Origin of the sequence: Mycobacterium bourgelatii (genome assembly GCF_010723575.1) — a bacterium.
Lineage (GTDB): Bacteria > Actinomycetota > Actinomycetes > Mycobacteriales > Mycobacteriaceae > Mycobacterium > Mycobacterium bourgelatii.
The window spans coordinates 4,697,614-4,713,048 of the sequence record NZ_BLKZ01000001.1 but is presented as its reverse complement, the minus strand read 5'-3'; the positions used below and the strand labels follow the sequence as shown (position 1 = coordinate 4,713,048).

General features: G+C 64.8%; 14 protein-coding genes and 4 pseudogenes. 8 read left to right on the top strand and 10 right to left on the bottom strand.

All coding sequences use genetic code 11. The features are described 5' to 3' along the window. Positions 1-128 precede the first annotated feature (128 nt). Positions 129-802 (top strand): annotated as a pseudogene (locus tag G6N68_RS20270) (IS1634 family transposase); the annotation flags it as partial. Positions 803-858: 56 nt separating this feature from the next. Here the strand turns inward: G6N68_RS20270 and G6N68_RS20265 are convergent. Next, a pseudogene (locus G6N68_RS20265) lies at positions 859-2,213 on the bottom strand (IS256 family transposase). A gap of 48 nt (positions 2,214-2,261) precedes the next feature. Between G6N68_RS20265 and G6N68_RS20260 the strand changes: the two are divergent. Continuing rightward, positions 2,262-3,327, top strand: a pseudogene (locus G6N68_RS20260) (IS1634 family transposase); the annotation flags it as partial. Between the two features lie 65 nt (positions 3,328-3,392). Here G6N68_RS20260 and G6N68_RS31845 read toward each other — a convergent pair. Together G6N68_RS31845 and G6N68_RS20250 are read right to left on the bottom strand one after the other, a co-directional pair. Then, positions 3,393-3,479: pseudogene (locus G6N68_RS31845) on the bottom strand (VOC family protein); the annotation flags it as partial. 64 nt (positions 3,480-3,543) lie between these two features. After that, positions 3,544-3,957 carry a VOC family protein gene (locus tag G6N68_RS20250; protein ID WP_163716124.1) on the bottom strand — a complete coding sequence of 138 codons (414 nt, stop codon included), beginning with the start codon at positions 3,955-3,957 and terminating at the stop codon, positions 3,544-3,546. 37 nt (positions 3,958-3,994) lie between these two features. On the opposite strand from G6N68_RS20250, the gene G6N68_RS20245 reads away from it, so the two are divergent. Further along, positions 3,995-4,873: an LLM class flavin-dependent oxidoreductase gene (locus G6N68_RS20245; protein ID WP_163718825.1), complete on the top strand. Its 879-nt coding sequence runs from the start codon at positions 3,995-3,997 to the stop codon at positions 4,871-4,873. Here the strand turns inward: G6N68_RS20245 and G6N68_RS20240 are convergent. Continuing rightward, the gene (locus G6N68_RS20240) at positions 4,838-5,755 is read right to left on the bottom strand and encodes an alpha/beta fold hydrolase (RefSeq protein ID WP_163716121.1); all 918 of its coding nucleotides are present in this window, start codon (positions 5,753-5,755) and stop codon (positions 4,838-4,840) included. The two genes, G6N68_RS20245 and G6N68_RS20240, sit on opposite strands and share 36 nt — an antisense overlap. Continuing rightward, complete coding sequence (locus G6N68_RS20235) at positions 5,752-7,281, bottom strand: flavin-containing monooxygenase (protein WP_163716118.1); 1,530 nt, start codon at positions 7,279-7,281, stop codon at positions 5,752-5,754. Before G6N68_RS20235 ends, G6N68_RS20240 begins: the two co-directional genes overlap by 4 nt. 133 nt (positions 7,282-7,414) lie before the next feature. Here G6N68_RS20235 and G6N68_RS20230 point away from each other — a divergent pair, with 133 nt between their 5' ends. The 4 genes from G6N68_RS20230 to G6N68_RS20215 are packed head-to-tail and all read left to right on the top strand — an operon-like array spanning position 7,415 to position 10,300. Next, the gene (locus tag G6N68_RS20230; RefSeq protein WP_069418867.1) at positions 7,415-8,638 is read left to right on the top strand and encodes a PucR family transcriptional regulator; all 1,224 of its coding nucleotides are present in this window, start codon (positions 7,415-7,417) and stop codon (positions 8,636-8,638) included. A 32-nt stretch (positions 8,639-8,670) separates the two neighbouring features. Then, positions 8,671-9,207: an NUDIX domain-containing protein gene (locus tag G6N68_RS20225; protein ID WP_163716115.1), complete on the top strand. Its 537-nt coding sequence runs from the start codon at positions 8,671-8,673 to the stop codon at positions 9,205-9,207. 30 nt (positions 9,208-9,237) lie between these two features. Further along, complete coding sequence (locus G6N68_RS20220; protein ID WP_163716112.1) at positions 9,238-9,768, top strand: DUF447 domain-containing protein; 531 nt, start codon at positions 9,238-9,240, stop codon at positions 9,766-9,768. Between the two features lie 34 nt (positions 9,769-9,802). Continuing rightward, complete coding sequence (locus G6N68_RS20215; protein WP_460688046.1) at positions 9,803-10,300, top strand: Rv2253 family sensor-like surface protein; 498 nt, start codon at positions 9,803-9,805, stop codon at positions 10,298-10,300. Positions 10,301-10,325: 25 nt separating this feature from the next. On the opposite strand, the gene G6N68_RS20210 is transcribed toward G6N68_RS20215, so the two are convergent. From G6N68_RS20210 to G6N68_RS20200, 3 genes are all read right to left on the bottom strand, one after another. Continuing rightward, positions 10,326-11,534 (bottom strand): PE family protein, encoded by a 1,209-nt coding sequence (locus G6N68_RS20210; RefSeq protein ID WP_163716109.1) that lies wholly within the window; start codon positions 11,532-11,534, stop codon positions 10,326-10,328. Positions 11,535-11,668: 134 nt separating this feature from the next. Then, the gene (locus G6N68_RS20205; RefSeq protein WP_069418831.1) at positions 11,669-12,349 is read right to left on the bottom strand and encodes a thioesterase II family protein; all 681 of its coding nucleotides are present in this window, start codon (positions 12,347-12,349) and stop codon (positions 11,669-11,671) included. 169 nt (positions 12,350-12,518) lie between these two features. Then, positions 12,519-12,857: a DUF732 domain-containing protein gene (locus G6N68_RS20200; protein WP_069418830.1), complete on the bottom strand. Its 339-nt coding sequence runs from the start codon at positions 12,855-12,857 to the stop codon at positions 12,519-12,521. Between the two features lie 158 nt (positions 12,858-13,015). On the opposite strand from G6N68_RS20200, the gene G6N68_RS20195 reads away from it, so the two are divergent. Continuing rightward, positions 13,016-13,843: an alpha/beta hydrolase gene (locus G6N68_RS20195; RefSeq protein WP_240355537.1), complete on the top strand. Its 828-nt coding sequence runs from the start codon at positions 13,016-13,018 to the stop codon at positions 13,841-13,843. Here the strand turns inward: G6N68_RS20195 and G6N68_RS20190 are convergent. Next, positions 13,829-14,677 carry an alpha/beta fold hydrolase gene (locus tag G6N68_RS20190; protein WP_163716105.1) on the bottom strand — a complete coding sequence of 283 codons (849 nt, stop codon included), beginning with the start codon at positions 14,675-14,677 and terminating at the stop codon, positions 13,829-13,831. The genes G6N68_RS20195 and G6N68_RS20190 overlap by 15 nt on opposite strands. Beyond that, a complete protein-coding gene (locus G6N68_RS20185; RefSeq protein ID WP_163716102.1) occupies positions 14,674-15,411 on the bottom strand; it encodes a DUF998 domain-containing protein in 738 nt (245 codons plus the stop codon). Before G6N68_RS20185 ends, G6N68_RS20190 begins: the two co-directional genes overlap by 4 nt. Between the last annotated feature and the right edge of the window lie 24 nt (positions 15,412-15,435).

Here is a 15,435-nt window from a genome sequence, read left to right as displayed (position 1 = left end):
TTGTTCGTGAGCAGGTGTTTGGCGTTCATGCGGGCGTACTAATGTAGTCATGTATTATCATGGCATTGCTCGGCGTGTTAACTTGGCATATCGTAGATATAGCGCGGATAAGTTGATATAAAGTAATCATGTACGTGACTCGGGTTCCCAACCGTGGGTCACCGCCAGCGGTGCTGTTGCGGGAGTCCTACCGCGACAACGGCAAAGTCAAAACACGCACCCTGGCCAACTTGTCACACTGGCCCGAGCGCAAGGTGGAAAAGCTACAGCGTGCCCTCAAAGGCCTGCCGGCCACGCGGGATCTGGCCGAGTCGTTTGAGGTCTCCCGCAGCCTGCCCCATGGGCACGTGGCCGCAGTGCTGGGCACCGCCGGACCCTGGGCGTCGAAGATCTCATCGACGCGACACCATCGCGGCGGCGCGACCTGGTCACCGCGATGCTGGTAGCCCAGGTCATCGCCCCGGAATCCAAGCTGGCCACCGCACGCGGTTTGCGCACCCAGACCGCCACCAGCTCACTGGGCGAGGTGCTGGGGGTCAGTGGGGCCGATGAGGACGACCTGTACGCGGCGATGGACTGGGCGCTGGCCCGCAAAGATGCCATCGAAACCGCGCTGGCCGCCCGGCATCTGAACGATGGCACCCTAGTGCTCTACGACGTGTCCTCGGCGGCCTTTGAGGGCCGCACCTGCCCCCTGGGCAAGATCGGACACGCCCGTGACGGGGTCAAAGGACGTTTGCAGATCGTCTACGGGCTGCTGGCCACCACCGCCGGGATACCGGTTGCCATCGAAGTGTTCGAGAGCGTGTCAAGTTTTCTGTGTAAGTCGCCTGTTTGGTTTTCTTGTTAGTCGTCGAGTTATAGGTACCGCTCGATGCGGTCTGGGTAGACCAGCGAGAGTTGTTCGAGTGCCTTCTTCCAGTTGGTGACCACCTGTCCTTCCACGAGACGTCCGGGCGCTGTTCGGCAACGTTTCTGGGCGTATTTTTTGGCCCGTTCGGCGGCGCGTTTGTCCTCGATGTTGCAGATGGCCAGCCAGAGGAGTTTGACCACGGCGGCATCGTTGGGGAACTGGCCTCGGGTCTTGATGACCTTGCGCAACTGGTAGTTCAGCGATTCGATCGCGTTCGTCGTGTAAATGACCCGGCGCAACTCGGGCGCAAACGCCAGGAAGGGGGTGAACTGCTCCCACGAACGATCGAAAACCCTGGTCACCGTCGGATTTTTCTTGCCTAACTCCGACGTGGTGAACGCATCGAGTTCGGCACGGGCAGCCTCAGCATCCGCCGCGGTGTAGACCGGTTTGAGGGCTGCGGCCACGGCTTTGCGGTCGCTGTAGGACACGAACCGCAGCGCGTTGCGCAGCAGATGCACCACACAGGTCTGCACGGCGGCCTGCGACCAGGTGGCCGCGATCGCCTCGGGAAAGCCGGTCAGCCCGTCGCAGCACACGATCAGCACGTCGCGAACGCCGCGATTGGCCAGATCGGCACACACTGAGGCCCAAAACGCCGCTCCTTCGTTCTGCTGGACCCAGATGCCCAGCACGTGCTTGATCCCGGCCATATCGACGCCTACGGCGATATGAGCGGCCTTGTTGCGGGTGTGGCCGCCGTCTTTGACCTTGACCACGATCGCGTCGAGGTAGACCACCGGGTAAATCGGGTCCAGCGGCCGACGCTGCCAGGCCAGGACCTCCTCGGAGATCTCATCGACGATCTTGGAGATCGTCTCGTGCGAAACATCGGTTCCGATCGTCGAGGCAAGATGAAATTGAATGTCGCGCAACGTCATTCCACCGGCGTACAGCGAGATGATCATGTCATCGAGCCCGCCGAGACGGCGGGCGCCCTTGGGCACCAGCCGTGGAGTGAACGAGCCGTCGCGATCGCGCGGCACCTCCAACGGGACGGGCCGGCCTCGGTCTGCACCGTCTTCGGTGAGGTGCCATTGCGGGCATTGGGCAGCGCACGCCCCGCCGGGTCGCCCTTCTCATAACCCAGATGATCAGTCAGCTCAGCAGCCAGCCCACGCTCCAAGGCGAGCTTGATCAACCCTGGCAACAAACCACCCTCACCGGTCAACGCAACCTCGCCGGAATCGACCTGAGCCAGCAAATCGTCCACCACGCCCGACGCCCGAAGCGCCTCGGCCATCTCCACCGTGGACTCCACCTCACCTAGCGCCAAATCTTCGTCCTTGCCCGTCGCCATGTCCTGAGATCCTTCCGTCAGGACTTACACAGACGATCTGACACCCCCGTGTTCGACGGCAACACCGCTGACCCGAAAACGTTGACCGCCCAAATCAATAAGCTGAAAAACCGGTTCGGACTGTCGCGGGTGGCCCTTGTCGGCGATCGCGGCATGATCACCAGCGCGCGCATCACCGAGGAACTACGCCCTGCCGGTCTGGACTGGATCACCGCGCTGCGCGCCCCGCAGATCAAGGCCCTTGTGCAAGCCGACGCCCTGCAGCTGAGCTTGTTCGACGAACACGACCTCGCTGAGATCAACTCCCCGGACTATCCCGGCGAACGCCTGGTCTGCTGCCACAACCCCGCTCTAGCTCAAAAGCGCACCCAAAAACGCCAAGACCTGTTGGCCGCCACCGAAAAACAACTCACCGCCATTACCGACGCCACCACCCGAACCCGCCGACCCTTGCGCGGCAAAGACGATATCGCGCTACGGGTAGGCAAGGTGATCAACCACTACAAGATGGCCAAACACTTCCACATCACCATCACCGACAACTCATTCACCTTCACCCGCAACGAAGACGCCATCGCCGCCGAAGCCGCCCTCGACGGCATCTACGTGCTGCGTACCAACCTGCCCAAATCCGCCCTGGGCCGTGACGATGTGGTGTTGCGCTACAAGGGACTCGAAGACGTCGAACGCTTCTTCCGGACCCTCAACAGTGAACTTGACGTGCGACCCATCCGCCACCACCTCGCCGACCGGGTCCGCGCCCACATGTTCCTACGCATGCTGTCCTACTACATCAGCTGGCACATGAAACAAGCCCTGGCCCCTGCTGTTTCGCGACCACGACAAACCCGCAGCCGCCGCCAAACGCACCAACCCCGTTGCCCCCGCTCAACGTTCCGATGCCGCCCTAGCCAAAGCCTCCCGCAAACGCACCACCGACGACACCCCGGTGCACAGCTTCACCAGCCTGCTCGCCGACCTAGCCACCATCTGCGCCAGCCACATCCAGCCCGCCGACGACATGCCCACGTTCACCAAATTCACCACCCCCACCGCACTACAACACCACGCCTTCGAACTACTCGGCCTCACCCACCGCCTGGGCTACAAGTAGTCATGCAGACAACACAAAACCCCAGGTCACGGCACACTCATCACCAAACCAGGGGGAACTACGGGTTAGCCGCCCGAGCCGTAGGGGCGGGTGAGGATCTCCATCGAATGTCCGGCGGGATCGGGGAAGTAGACTCGGCGAGCGTGCGTGTTGGTACAGCGACACGCCGTATCCGCCGTCATTCTGCGCACGCTCGCGGCGAGCCCTACGCGCGCTCTACTTGGACGCCGTCAGCTCCAGCGCGATGTTGTCGGGGTCGCGGAACTCCAAGATGTACAGCGGCCCAATGTCTTTGACCGGCTCATGCGAAATGCCCAGAGCGTCGAGATGCGCAGCGGCAGCGTCCAATTCGGCCTTACTGCCTAGCCGAAACGCGATGTGGTCGAGCCCGGTGCGGTTCTCGTCAAAGGGCTCGGTGCCCACCGGCCGAAGTCCCAGCAGCGCGCCGCCCAGGTCGTAAATGACGCCGCCGAACAGGAAGCCGAGCTGCTCCCGCGTCGCCTCGTCGGCGCCCTCGGGAAACTCGATCAGCACCGGCCAATCAAACACGCTCTCGTAGAACCGTCGCGATCGCTCGATGTCGGTGACCGTGAGCCTGACATGCGCAATCGACGTGCTCGCTACACCCATCACCCCATGCTGCCAGAATCGCTTTGTGCAGATAGGTATGACCATGCCGGTGATGGAGCCCGCCCTCGACGCCACGGTGTTGCACAGCTGGGCCCGTGCGATCGATGAGGGCCCGTTCTCTTCGCTGTGCTGGGGCGAACGCATCGCCTTCGAAAACCCCGACAGCCTGACGCTGCTCGGGGCGTTGGCCGCCTGGACGCAGCGGGTGCGTTTGGTGACGACGGTGATCGTGCCCCAGCTGCACGATCCGGTCATGCTGGCCAAGGCCCTGGCTACGGGAGACATGCTCAGCGGCGGGCGGCTGACCGTCGGTGTCGGCGTCGGAGGCAGACATGAGGACTATCACGCCGTCGGCGCCGATCCCAAGACGCAGACGATCCGCGGCATGGCCGAACGGGTGGCGGTGCTGAAGCGGGTCTGGGCCGGAGAAAAGGTGACCGACTCGACGCTGCCGGTGGGACCGTTGCCGGTCCAGGCCGGCGGCCCGCCACTGTTCGTGGGCACCATCGGACCCAAGACCGTCCGCAGCGCCGCCGCGTGGGCCGACGGCATGGCGGGTACCACCCTGGATCTCGACGTCGCCAAGCAAAACGAGCTGTTCGACGTGGCGCGCGCGGCCTGGGCCGAGGCGGGCAAGCCCAAACCCCAGTTGACGACATCCTTCTGGTTCGCGTTCGGATCGCCCGACGATGCGCGCGCGCAGGTGCATCGGCACCTGCGCCGCTACATGAACTGGATACCCGCGGAGTACGTCGACGCCATGGCGCCGATGACCGGCTGGGCCGGCAGCGAAGACGAGCTGCTGCAGGTATTTCGGAAGTTCGAGGCGATCGGTACCGACGAAATCCAGCTCATCCCAACCAGTTCCGACCTCGAGCAACTACACCGCGCGGCTGACGTTGCTGCACGGCTCTGAGCTGCACCGCGAGACTTCCGCAATCAACCTCACGACGCGGTCGATGACCCCCGGTGCCAAGTCGTGACCCATGCCGGCGATGGTGACATGTCGGGCGCCGCTGATGGCCGCCGCGGTGGCCCGCCCCCCGTTGGGATGCACGATGGGATCGCGATCGCCGTGAATCACTAACGTGGGGGCGGTGATTCGGCGTAGTTCCGCGGTGCGGTCGCCCGACTTGTAGATGGCGTTGATCTGCCGAGCGACGCCGTCTCCGGCCGCCTGACGCAGACCGCGATCCCAGGCCCTTGCCGCGTACTCGGCCGCAGCGGCCCTGTCGGGTGCAAACCCGTTGCCCGCCAGGTGTTCCACCAGCCTCAGGTGCTTGCGGATGAATTCCGCCCGGGTACGTGCGCCCGGATTGGCCAGTTGCAGTTGCGTCGACAACGCTGCCTGCCCGACCCGTCGGCTTCCGGTGGTGGAGAAGATCGACGTCAGTGACAAGGTCCGGGTCGGGTATCGGGCCGCGAGCGTCTGGGCGATCATGCCTCCCATCGACATTCCGGCCACGTGGGTCCGCTGGACTCCGAGGTGGTTAAGCACGGCGACGCCGTCGCCGGCCATGTCGGCCAGGTCGTAACCGTCTTGGCGGGGACGCTGTAGCGCCCGGCGCCACAGGCTCGGTGGCGGGGTGGTGGCCGGGGTGGTGCGGCCGACGTCGCGGTTGTCGAAGCGGATCAGGTAAAACCCTTGGGCGACAAGGCCGTCGATCATCTCCCGAGGCCACGAGGTCAGGTCCAGCGTCAGGCCGGCGATCAGGAGCAGGGGTGTACCGGACGGATCGCCGTCCGTCCGGTAGCACACCTCCCTGCCGGCGCCGACCGGGCAGAATCGATCGGTCATGCCGGCACCGCCACCGGGGCCGTGCGGGAGGCGCGGGCAGTGCTGAAGCGCAGGTTGCGATCCACTACCGGGGCGCCACGCAGCAACTTGACGTCGTCGTAGTAGCTCGAGGACATCAGCCACGGTGCGTCATTGCCCTGCTTGGGCATCAGGTGTACCGCGCGCTGAACGTATCCGGCGGAAAAGTCCAGCAGCGGACGTGCTTCCATGTCCGGATCGTCGACCTCGGGACGGGCGGTGTCGTAACCGTGGGCGTCCATGTGGGCCAGCAGTCGGCAGAAGTGTTCGCACAGCAGCCCGACCTTGAGCGTCCACGACGAGTTCGTGTACCCGACGGCGAACGCGAAGTTCGGTACACCGGAGAGCATCATGCCCTTGTAGGCGAACGACTTGGTGAGGTCCACCGGCTCGCCATCGATACTCAACGACATCCCTCCGAGCAACTGCAGGTTCAAACCCGTTGCGGTGACAATGATGTCGGCATCCAGGTGTTTGCCCGACTCCAGCTCGATGCCAGTTTCGGTGAACGTCGCGATGCGATCGGTCACCACCGAGGCGCTGCCGTCGCGGATGGCTTTGAACATGTCACCGTCGGGAACGGCGCACAGTCGCTGGTCCCACGGGTTGTAGGTCGGGTTGAAGTGCTCGTCGATCGGATAGCCCGCGGGCAATTGCTTGGCGTTGAGGTAGCGGATCGCCTTCCTGGCCGCGCCGGGGAACGTCTGGCAGAACTGGTACACCACACGCTGCCGCAGGATGTTCTTCCGTCGCGAGAGCGCGTACCCGCGCTTGTCGCCGAGCAACTTCTTGGCGGTGTTGGCGAATGTGTCCTTCGCCGGCACCGGCATGATGTAGGTCGGTGAGCGCTGCAGCATGGTCACGTGTCCGGCCGTGCCGGCCATCGCTGGCACCAGGGTGACCGCGGTCGCCCCGCTGCCGATGATGACCACCTTTTTGCCGGTGTAGTCCAGGTCCTCGGGCCAGTGCTGCGGGTGCACGATCTGCCCTCCGCCGGCGACGAAGCGGTCACGGCCCTTGAACTCCGGGGAGTAGCCCTGGTCGTACCGGTAGTAGCCGCCGGCCATGAAGATCCAGTTGGCGCTGAACTGCACGAGATGGCCGGTCTGCACGTTCTCTGCGTCGACGGTCCAGCGCGCGTCGGCGCTGGACCACTGCGCACCCAGCACCTTGTGGTGGAAGCGGATCTTCTCGTCGATCCCGTTCTCGGCAGCGGTCTGACGCAGGTAGGCAAGAATCTTGTCGGCGCTCGCGATGGCGTCGTCGTCCTGCCACGGCTTGAACTCGTAGCCGAAGGTGTGCAGGTCGGAGTCCGACCGGATGCCCGGGTAGCGGAACAGGTCCCAGGTGCCACCGGTGGCGCCGCGCGCCTCGAGGATCGCGTAGGTCCGACCCGGGTGGTCTTTCTGCAGGTAGTAGGCGGCGCCGATGCCGGAGATCCCGGCGCCGACGATCAACACGTCGACGTGCTCGACCTGACTGGCGACATTGCCTGCGGTGCGGTCCATTGGTGGCTCCTTGGGGTGATGCTGGATTCGATACTCAAATGGTCCCGTTTCCAGGCCCCGTCGCGATAGCGCAAAATGACTCAAAATCACGCTGTAATGGTGCATAATGCACCACCGGGGCTATCCTGAGCCGATGCCGTGGAAACCGCCATCACCTCGGTGTAAAGAGCTGATCCGGCAGATCGCGCAGATCGTCGTCAGCCCGCAGCGGGAGTGGCTCGAGCAGTTCGACCGTGCGGTGCTTGCGGCCAGCCCGATGATCGCGGCCGACCCGGAGCTGGCGGCTGCCGTGAGCCGAAGCAACCGGGACAACCTCTACTGCTGGGGAACGGCCAACGTGCGCGACCCCGGTGCGCCGGTGCCGGCGAACACCGGGCCCGAAGTCATGAACGTCGCACGCGAGCTCGTCCGCAGGGGGCTCACGGCTTACACGCTCGACGCCTACCGAGTGGGCGAAGGGGTGGCCTGGCGGCGACTGATGGAGATCGCGTTCGAGCTGACCTCCGATCCCAACGAACTCCACGAGGCGCTCGATGTGTGCTCGCGCTCGATCAGTGCGTTCGTCGACACGACGCTGGCCGCCATCGCCGCCCAGATCGAGTCGGAGCGGGACGAACTCACCCGTGGCAGCCACGCCGATCGTCGCGAGACCGTCGCACTCATCCTCGATGGCGCGCCCATACCCCGGCGGCGGGCCGAGGACCGCCTCGGCTATGCCCTGACGGGCACCCACACCGCCGCCGTCATCTGGAGCGACACCCCGGCCGGTGATCTTTCTCGGCTGGACAAGGTCGCCGAGGCGTTCGGTCATGCCACCCGCGCGCGGCCGCTGATCGTGCTGGCCAGCACGGCTACCCGTTGGGTCTGGGTGCCCGGCAACAAGGCCGGTGACCAGCCAGATATCGGTCCGCTGAGGCAGGCGGTCGAGGCGCTGCCCGACGTCCGGGTGGCCGTCGGACCGACCGCCGCCGGTATCGACGGATTTCGACGCAGCCATTTCGACGCCGTCACCACCCAGCAGATGATGGCGCGCTTGCAGTCACCGCAGCGCATTGCGCTGTTCGGCGAGGTTTATCTGACCGCGCTCATCACCGCCGACACCAACCGGGCCGCCGAGTTCGTCCATTACGCTTTGGGTGACCTCGAATCTGCCGACAGCGAATTGCAGGACACAGTAAGGGTTTTCGTCAACGAGCAGTGCAACGCTTCCCGCGCGGCGGCGCGTCTGTTCACCCACCGCAATACCCTGTTCCGGCGGCTGGCCCGCGCCGACGAGCTGCTGCCCAGGCCGCTGTCGGAATGCAGCGTCATGGTCGCCGCCGCGTTGGATGTGCTGCGCTGGCGCGGGCAGCCGTGATGCCCGGCTCACGCTAAGCCCACACTAGGAGGGTGCCCTTCATCGAACCCGTAGCGTCCCGCGAGATCTACCGAAATCCGTGGATGGTGCTCCGCGAGGACGACATCCGCCGACCCGACGGCAGTAGTGGCATCTACGCCGTGGTGGACAAGCCCACCTATGCCCTGGTGATCCCGTATGACGGGCGACGCTTCCGGCTGGTGGAACAGTTCCGGTATCCCGTGGGCGCGCGGCGCTGGGAGTTCCCACAGGGGACCGCACCCGGCCTGGCCGAGCTCGAACCGGCCGAACTGGCCCGGCGTGAGCTGCGCGAGGAAACGGGGTTGCTCGCGGCGTCCATGGAGGCATTGGGTCAGGTGGACATTGCACCCGGGATGACCAGCCAGCGCGGGTGGGTGTTCCTGGCTACCGGGATCTCGGAGGGCGAGGCCGCACGCGAGCATGAAGAACAGGACATGCGCAGCGAGTGGTTTGCCCGCGACGAGGTCGAGCAGATGATGCGCTCGGGGGTGATCGTCGATTCGCAGTCCATCGCGGCCTACGGCCTGTTTCTGCTGCGCGGCCGATGAAATCTGACGCCGCCCTCGGTCTGTAGGTGTATGACCATCACAGAGTGCAATCTCGACGGGTACGGGGCGCCGACCATTGAATGGACCCGTGTCGAATCGGTGCTGGCGAGTCAGCTGCCGCAAGCGCCGGGAACTGGGGGACCGCAGCGTCACACCATGTGGCTGAGCACGATCAACCCAGACGGCCGCCCTCATGTGGTGCCCGTCGGGGTGATCGTGTCCGGAAGTCGTTGGTACTTCACATCGGGCCCGGCAACGCGGAAGTCCCGCAACCTGACTCGCGATGCCCGTTGCGTGATCAGTGTCGCGACCGAGCCTTTCGACCTCGTTCTCGAAGGTCAAGCCGATCGCGTTACCGACTCCGATGAATTGCGCACTGCAGCTGAAGCTCTCGCTGCTGACGGCTGGCCCGCTCGGGTCGAGGGCCATGCGCTGACGGCGGGCTACAGCGCCCCGTCGGCGGGCCCACCGCCGTGGTACCTCTACCGCCTGACGGTGTCGACCGTATTCGCATTCGGGACATCCGAACCGCTGGGTGCCGCCAAATTTCAACTGGACTGATACCCGGTTGCGTCATGCGCTCAGCAAGATGTAGTTGGTGCGATCCTCTTGTGTAGCTGCGCTGCTCGGCACCTTGGTGGTCGTGATGCTCGCCGCTGCCGCGCCGGCGCATGCAACGGCACCGGTGTGGAATGTCAAGTACTCGCTGGTGCGCTACGCCGTCGAAAAGACCGGCACCAGCGTTGCCGCCAGTCAGGCGGAACCGAGCTTCAGCGCCGACTACGTTTTTCAGACGACGTGTTCGGCCTCGGCGTGTGTTGCGACGGCCACCAACGGACCGAAACCCAAGAATCCGACGCTGCCCCAACCGTCGCATTACACCTGGGATGGGACCAGGTGGGTCGAGCGCTTCGACTTCCAATGGGATTGCTACATGGGGGAGGGCGTCCCGAAAGTCTGGGCGCCCGCACGGTCATGGGCTTTCTACACACCGCAATCCGACGGGACGTTGCGCGGGATCTGGCACACCGACATTGCCAGTGGGCCGTGCCGTGGCAGCGTCGAGATGCCGGTCGCGGCCATGCCGTCCTGACGCCGGGCCCGGCGCCCCCGACTGGTCACATTTGAACGGTCGGAATGGCTACCGGCGGTTGCGGAGGTATCGGCGCGCCGATCGCCTGAGCGAGTTGTTGCGGAGCCCAATTCAGCAGCGCGGGGAGGATTCCGCCAATGCCCGTCCCGCCGAGCGGAATCGTCAGCTGAGGCTCGACTAGGAGGCCGTCGGCCGGCCCGATAATGACGCTCGTCGTCGACATCGGCGTGAGGAGTCCGCCGAGCGGAATGGCGAGTGCCATCGGTGCCTGACCAAGAGGCAAGGACAGCGGTGGCAGGCTCATGCCCAGCATCACCTGGCCGTTCAAGAATCCGTTGGCGACAACGGCCGGCGCTGTGAAGAGTGCCGCCGCGGCCCCAATGAAGTCGCCCGTTTGCACCGCCGCCGAGAATGCCGCTGCGCTGGCACCAATTGCGCTGATTGTGGTGACCGGCGACCCGATGAGGCTGAGCCCCAGCGCCACGGGGAACCCGAAGAATGCCGGTCCGACGGCGGGTGTCGCAGTGTCGACGCCGACCGAGTAGGAGAAGTCGAAGATTGTCTTGACCAGGTTCGCAGCGTTTTGCCCCAGGTAACCCGGGATGGTGCCGATAGGAAGCAGATGGGTCAAGGCGGCTTGCGGCCCGGCGCCCCCAGTGCCCATCTCCTGCATCGCATTACCGAATGCGGTGGAGACGATCTCACCGTAGCCCGTGTGGTTGGCGATGACCTGGCGCAGGAACGGCACAGGGTTTGACGTCCAGCCGTTGCCGAGGCTTTGGAGGTTCGCGGTGGTGTTGATGACGAGTTGTTCATAGGGACCGGTAAAGGCACTCCACCCGGTACCGCTCGAGCTGAAGCCGAACCCCGGCACCGTCGGGAGGCCCGGAAACCCCGGGAACTCCGGCAATCCGGATATCGGGTTCGCGGGAAGCGCGACGGCGGCGCGCGCGTTGGCGAGTTCAGTGCCGAGATAGGCTCCCGCACTTGACTTCAGCACGTTGACGAACTCCCCGTGAAACGCCTGGGCCAGGGTGTTCACGCGTTGATACTCGCGGCCGAAGTTGCCGAACAGCGCGGCGATCGCCGACGACACTTCGTCGGCCGCGGCCGGCGTGATCGTTGCGGTCGAATATGCGGCGGCAGCGGATGCCTCGGTCAAGGCCGAGCGAATGCTTGCCAGATCCTGAGCCGCAGACCGGATCCATTCCGGTGCAGTGATGACAAATGACATCGGTCAACTCCCCTCGGACTATTCGACATCCGTAGAAGGGGAGGTCGGCCCGAGTTGACCGCATTAAACATCCGGTGAACGGTTTCGTTAATTTTTCTTCAGCAATTGGATACTTGTCCGATTGCCGAACCGCTTCAGGCGGCCGCGACCGTCGACAGCAATGGCTGCAGGGTCTGCAGCAACGGCTGGCGGTCCCGCAGGTAAAAGTGGCCGCCGCGGAGGATCTGCACCGAGAAGTCCGCAGAGGTCCGCCCACGCCATTCGCGCAAGTCGGCCTCGCTGACGAGCGGGTCCTCATCACCGCCGAAGACATGAATAGGGCACGGCAGTTCGGGGGCGAACTCTTCCTCGTCGGTCATGCAAAGCCGGAAGTCGTGGCGAGCGGTCATCAGAGCCCGTTCCTGCAGGGTCGGCCAACGCGTCAAACCCGAAGGCATCCCGCCGATGTGGGACAGGAAGGTCGCGAGCTGGCTGTCGTCGAGTTCGTCCACCATGTGCAGCGGAGGCGGCAGGTGCGGTGGCGAGTAGGCGGACAGGAACACCGCGCGGGGCAGGACGGCGCCGGCTTCGGCCCGCGCGCACGCCAGGCGGTACGCCAACAGGGCGCCGAAGCTGTGACCGAAGAACATGTGCGGCTCGTCGAGCAGCGGGCCAAGTTGTTCGTTCACCTCGGCAACCAGCTCCCGCAGCGTGGCAAACCGCTCCCGGTTGGCGATTTCAACCGGAACGACCTCGACGTCCGGCGCCAGCACCTTGCTCCAAGACTTGAACACCAACCCGCCGCCGCCGGCGTGGTGAAAGCAAAACAGCCTCACGGTACTTGCCTTCCTAATCCATGTTTGCTGAATTCACGATCACGCACGGCCCTTGATGGATCCTTGGCGGATCCTTGCGTATTTCTTGCGTCGCCTAGGCCCGCGCGCGTCGACCCCGCACAAGCAAATGCGGGACCCATTTCGGGTCCCGCATCGTGGGTGGTTGGTCCTAGGTGGAGGTGACGTACTGCGGGCAGTAAGCCTTGGCGGCGTCGACGGCGAATGTCTTGGATCCCTTGGCGCTCAAGCCGGTCCGCTCGGCGACTCCGGCGTAAACCTCCGAGGGGGACTGGCCCGCGTCGAGGGCCTTGCAGACGGCGTGGGCTTCGCTGATGGCGCGCGCCGCGCTCGGCGGCGTGATTCCGTCCGCCTGGATCTCGGCGAGGAAGGCGTCATCCGTGGTGGTAGTTGCGCCGGCACTTCCGGCGAAGCCGAGTGCGGCCAAGCCGAGCGTGGCGGCGGTCAAGGTGGTGCCTGCCAGGGAAGCAGCGAAACGGCGGTTGAACATTTTGGTCTCCGTGTACTGATGTGGTGGTGGTTGACGCGGGATTGCGTTGTCCAAAGAATCGGCCCCGGCTCTTGAGGGATTCTCAATGGATCCTTGTCGGAATTGATATGCCGCTGTGATGGCGCTCCCGCCGTCATAACCGCTGGTCAACTGAGAGGATGGCGGCGGCCAATGCCGTAGTGAATCGAGGGTTTGACCACATGCTCGAAGTGATTGACAAAGGCCGGAGCACCGATGAGCACCCGCTGCCATTGCTGTTTGTTCATGGGGCCTGGCACGCCGCTTGGTGCTGGGATGAGCACTTTCTCGACTTCTTCGCGGCCCGCGGATACCGCGCGGTGGCCCTGAGTCTGCGCGGCCACGGGGGAAGCTCTGGTCGTGAACGTCTGCGCTGGAACCGCATTGGCGACTACGTCGACGACGTCGCCGAGGTGGCTGCGCAACTCCCGAAAAAGCCGATCCTGGTGGGACATTCGATGGGGGGCTTCGTCGTTCAGCACTATCTGGAACGCGACGGCGCCCCCGGCGCCATCCTTCTCGCGCCCATTCCGCCCAACGGCGTACTTCGGGTTACCAGTTACATAGCAACCCACCATCCGGTTGAGTTCGCGCAGGTGAACGCCAGGCTGAGACTGGCTCCGCTGGTTGCGAACCCGAAAATTGCTCGAGCCCTACTGTTTTCCGATGCGGTGCCGGATGCGCAGGTCAACTCTTATCAGCAACGATTGCAGGACGAGGGTTATCTGGGCTTTCTCGACATGCTCGTCCTCGATCTGGTCAAGACGCACCGGGTCCACCAGATCCCGACGCTGGTGCTGGGCGCCGAGCACGACAAGATCGTTGCGCAAAGCCAAATCCAGCGCACTGCATCGACTTACGGCGCGGAGATGACGATCTTTCCAGGCATGGGCCACGACATGATGTTGGAACCCGGATGGCGGCAAGTCGCCGAACGAATGGACAACTGGCTTTCAATCCTGGGTTAGAACGCGGATGAGGTCGGCCGTGCGCCGGGGGTGTTCGATCATCACCAGATGTCCGGCGGGAGAAATCGTAACGTGTTCTGCTTCAAGGGTTTTAGCCAGTCGAATCTGCTGATTGCGCCAGAAGTGGGTGCGCAAGCCGGTGTGGGCCGTCGCCACCATGCGTCGTATCGGGGGCAGCGGGTGGCGGGCTCGCAGCCCGCACAGCTCGGCGGCCAGGTCGGGATAGGCGACTTCCTCGGTGAGCAATGCCAGTAGGAATCCGGGTTCGGTTGCCGCGTTTCGTATTTCCGACCTCATCCGGGCATCGAGACCGCCGGGACGCCGCCGTTGCACCAGGGTGAGGCCGGCGTGCGCCAGGGGGCGGTCCAGGCGCAGTTTGCTCAGCAACGTCGCGGTGCCGTCGGCGGCGGCCAGCTTCACCGGGCTCGGCAACGTGAGCCGCCGGGGGTTGGCGACGCTGGAATCCAGGAGTAACAGCGCGCCGGTTCGCCCGGGGTACAAACGGGCGAACGCCTCGGCGAAGAAGCCGCCGACGGAATGTCCCACCAGCACTGCACCTTCCGACCGCGGCACCGCGTCCAGAACGGCGGCAATGCGGTCTGCCTCGCCTCGGACCGTGCAGCGGCGATTTCTGGCCGGCGCTGGCGTCACGGGAGTGCCCGGGCGGTCGAATCGCACGACCCTGTGGTCATCCGCAAGGTGTGCGACCGTGTCGCTCCAGTGCAGCGCGCGACCGCCGAGGCCGCTGCACAACAGCACGACCGGGCCGCTGTTCCCGTCGATGCGGATCTGCTCGCGGTAGCCGTCGACTTCGACATCGACGCGTTCGATCATGGGCCGGAGTCGATCCTTATCCGAGCCGTGCGGATCGCGACGTAGATCAGCCAGCCGGCGAACGCGGCCAACTCGGCGCGCTGCGCGACCCCCACCATCCCAATCACGTGAGCGTTTTCGATGAGGATCGCGATGCCGGTCGCTATCGCAGTGCCCACCAGGGCTCCCAACATGGACAGACCGAGTTTGCGCACCCCTGCCGGCGCGAATTCGCGGCGGTCGGCCACGGCGAAGGCCAGCAACGATGCGATGGCGCCGACCAGCACGACCCCACTGCTGAGCCAGTGCAGTTGATGGCCTATCGGCACTGTGTTCGAGGCTTCGCGGGCTGCGCACGCGGCATCCGAACTTGGCGCGCACACCAGCCTCCACACGGTGCTGTCCAGGGCTGTGGCCACGGCGAAAGCGCCGAGCGCCATCCATCCCCGTCTGGTCCACGGCGTGCCTCCGACGCCGATGAGGGCCGCCGTCGTCGCGATGAGCAGGACGATCGCCGCGCCCAGATCGCAGGCCCGAAACCACTCCCCGTACGGCTGGTCGGCGGCGGCGAATTCACTGATGTACAAGTCCGGATCGGGCAGCAACGTGCGGGTGAAAACACATTCGAGCAACCAGTTGGAGTACAGCACCGCGCCCACCGCGGCGCCGACAGTGGCGACCCATCGCAGGGTGAGCGACAGCGACCACCGCTTCGGGGTATGCGGCGCCAAGTCGGTGCGTTGGGGCACGGCCATTAAGCCATAATGCCCCGTTTACGG

Bases quoted from the DNA above. Each gene is read 5' to 3' on its own strand.
- G6N68_RS20250 (WP_163716124.1), bottom strand. From the start codon at position 3,957: ATGGGTGTAGCGAGCACGTCGATTGCGCATGTCAGGCTCACGGTCACC.
- G6N68_RS20245 (WP_163718825.1), top strand. From the start codon at position 3,995: ATGACCATGCCGGTGATGGAGCCCGCCCTCGACGCCACGGTGTTGCAC.
- G6N68_RS20240 (WP_163716121.1), bottom strand. From the start codon at position 5,755: ATGACCGATCGATTCTGCCCGGTCGGCGCCGGCAGGGAGGTGTGCTAC.
- G6N68_RS20235 (WP_163716118.1), bottom strand. From the start codon at position 7,281: ATGGACCGCACCGCAGGCAATGTCGCCAGTCAGGTCGAGCACGTCGAC.
- G6N68_RS20230 (WP_069418867.1), top strand. From the start codon at position 7,415: ATGCCGTGGAAACCGCCATCACCTCGGTGTAAAGAGCTGATCCGGCAG.
- G6N68_RS20220 (WP_163716112.1), top strand. From the start codon at position 9,238: ATGACCATCACAGAGTGCAATCTCGACGGGTACGGGGCGCCGACCATT.
- G6N68_RS20210 (WP_163716109.1), bottom strand. From the start codon at position 11,534: ATGTCATTTGTCATCACTGCACCGGAATGGATCCGGTCTGCGGCTCAG.
- G6N68_RS20200 (WP_069418830.1), bottom strand. From the start codon at position 12,857: ATGTTCAACCGCCGTTTCGCTGCTTCCCTGGCAGGCACCACCTTGACC.
- G6N68_RS20195 (WP_240355537.1), top strand. From the start codon at position 13,016: ATGGCGGCGGCCAATGCCGTAGTGAATCGAGGGTTTGACCACATGCTC.
- G6N68_RS20190 (WP_163716105.1), bottom strand. From the start codon at position 14,677: ATGATCGAACGCGTCGATGTCGAAGTCGACGGCTACCGCGAGCAGATC.
- G6N68_RS20185 (WP_163716102.1), bottom strand. From the start codon at position 15,411: ATGGCCGTGCCCCAACGCACCGACTTGGCGCCGCATACCCCGAAGCGG.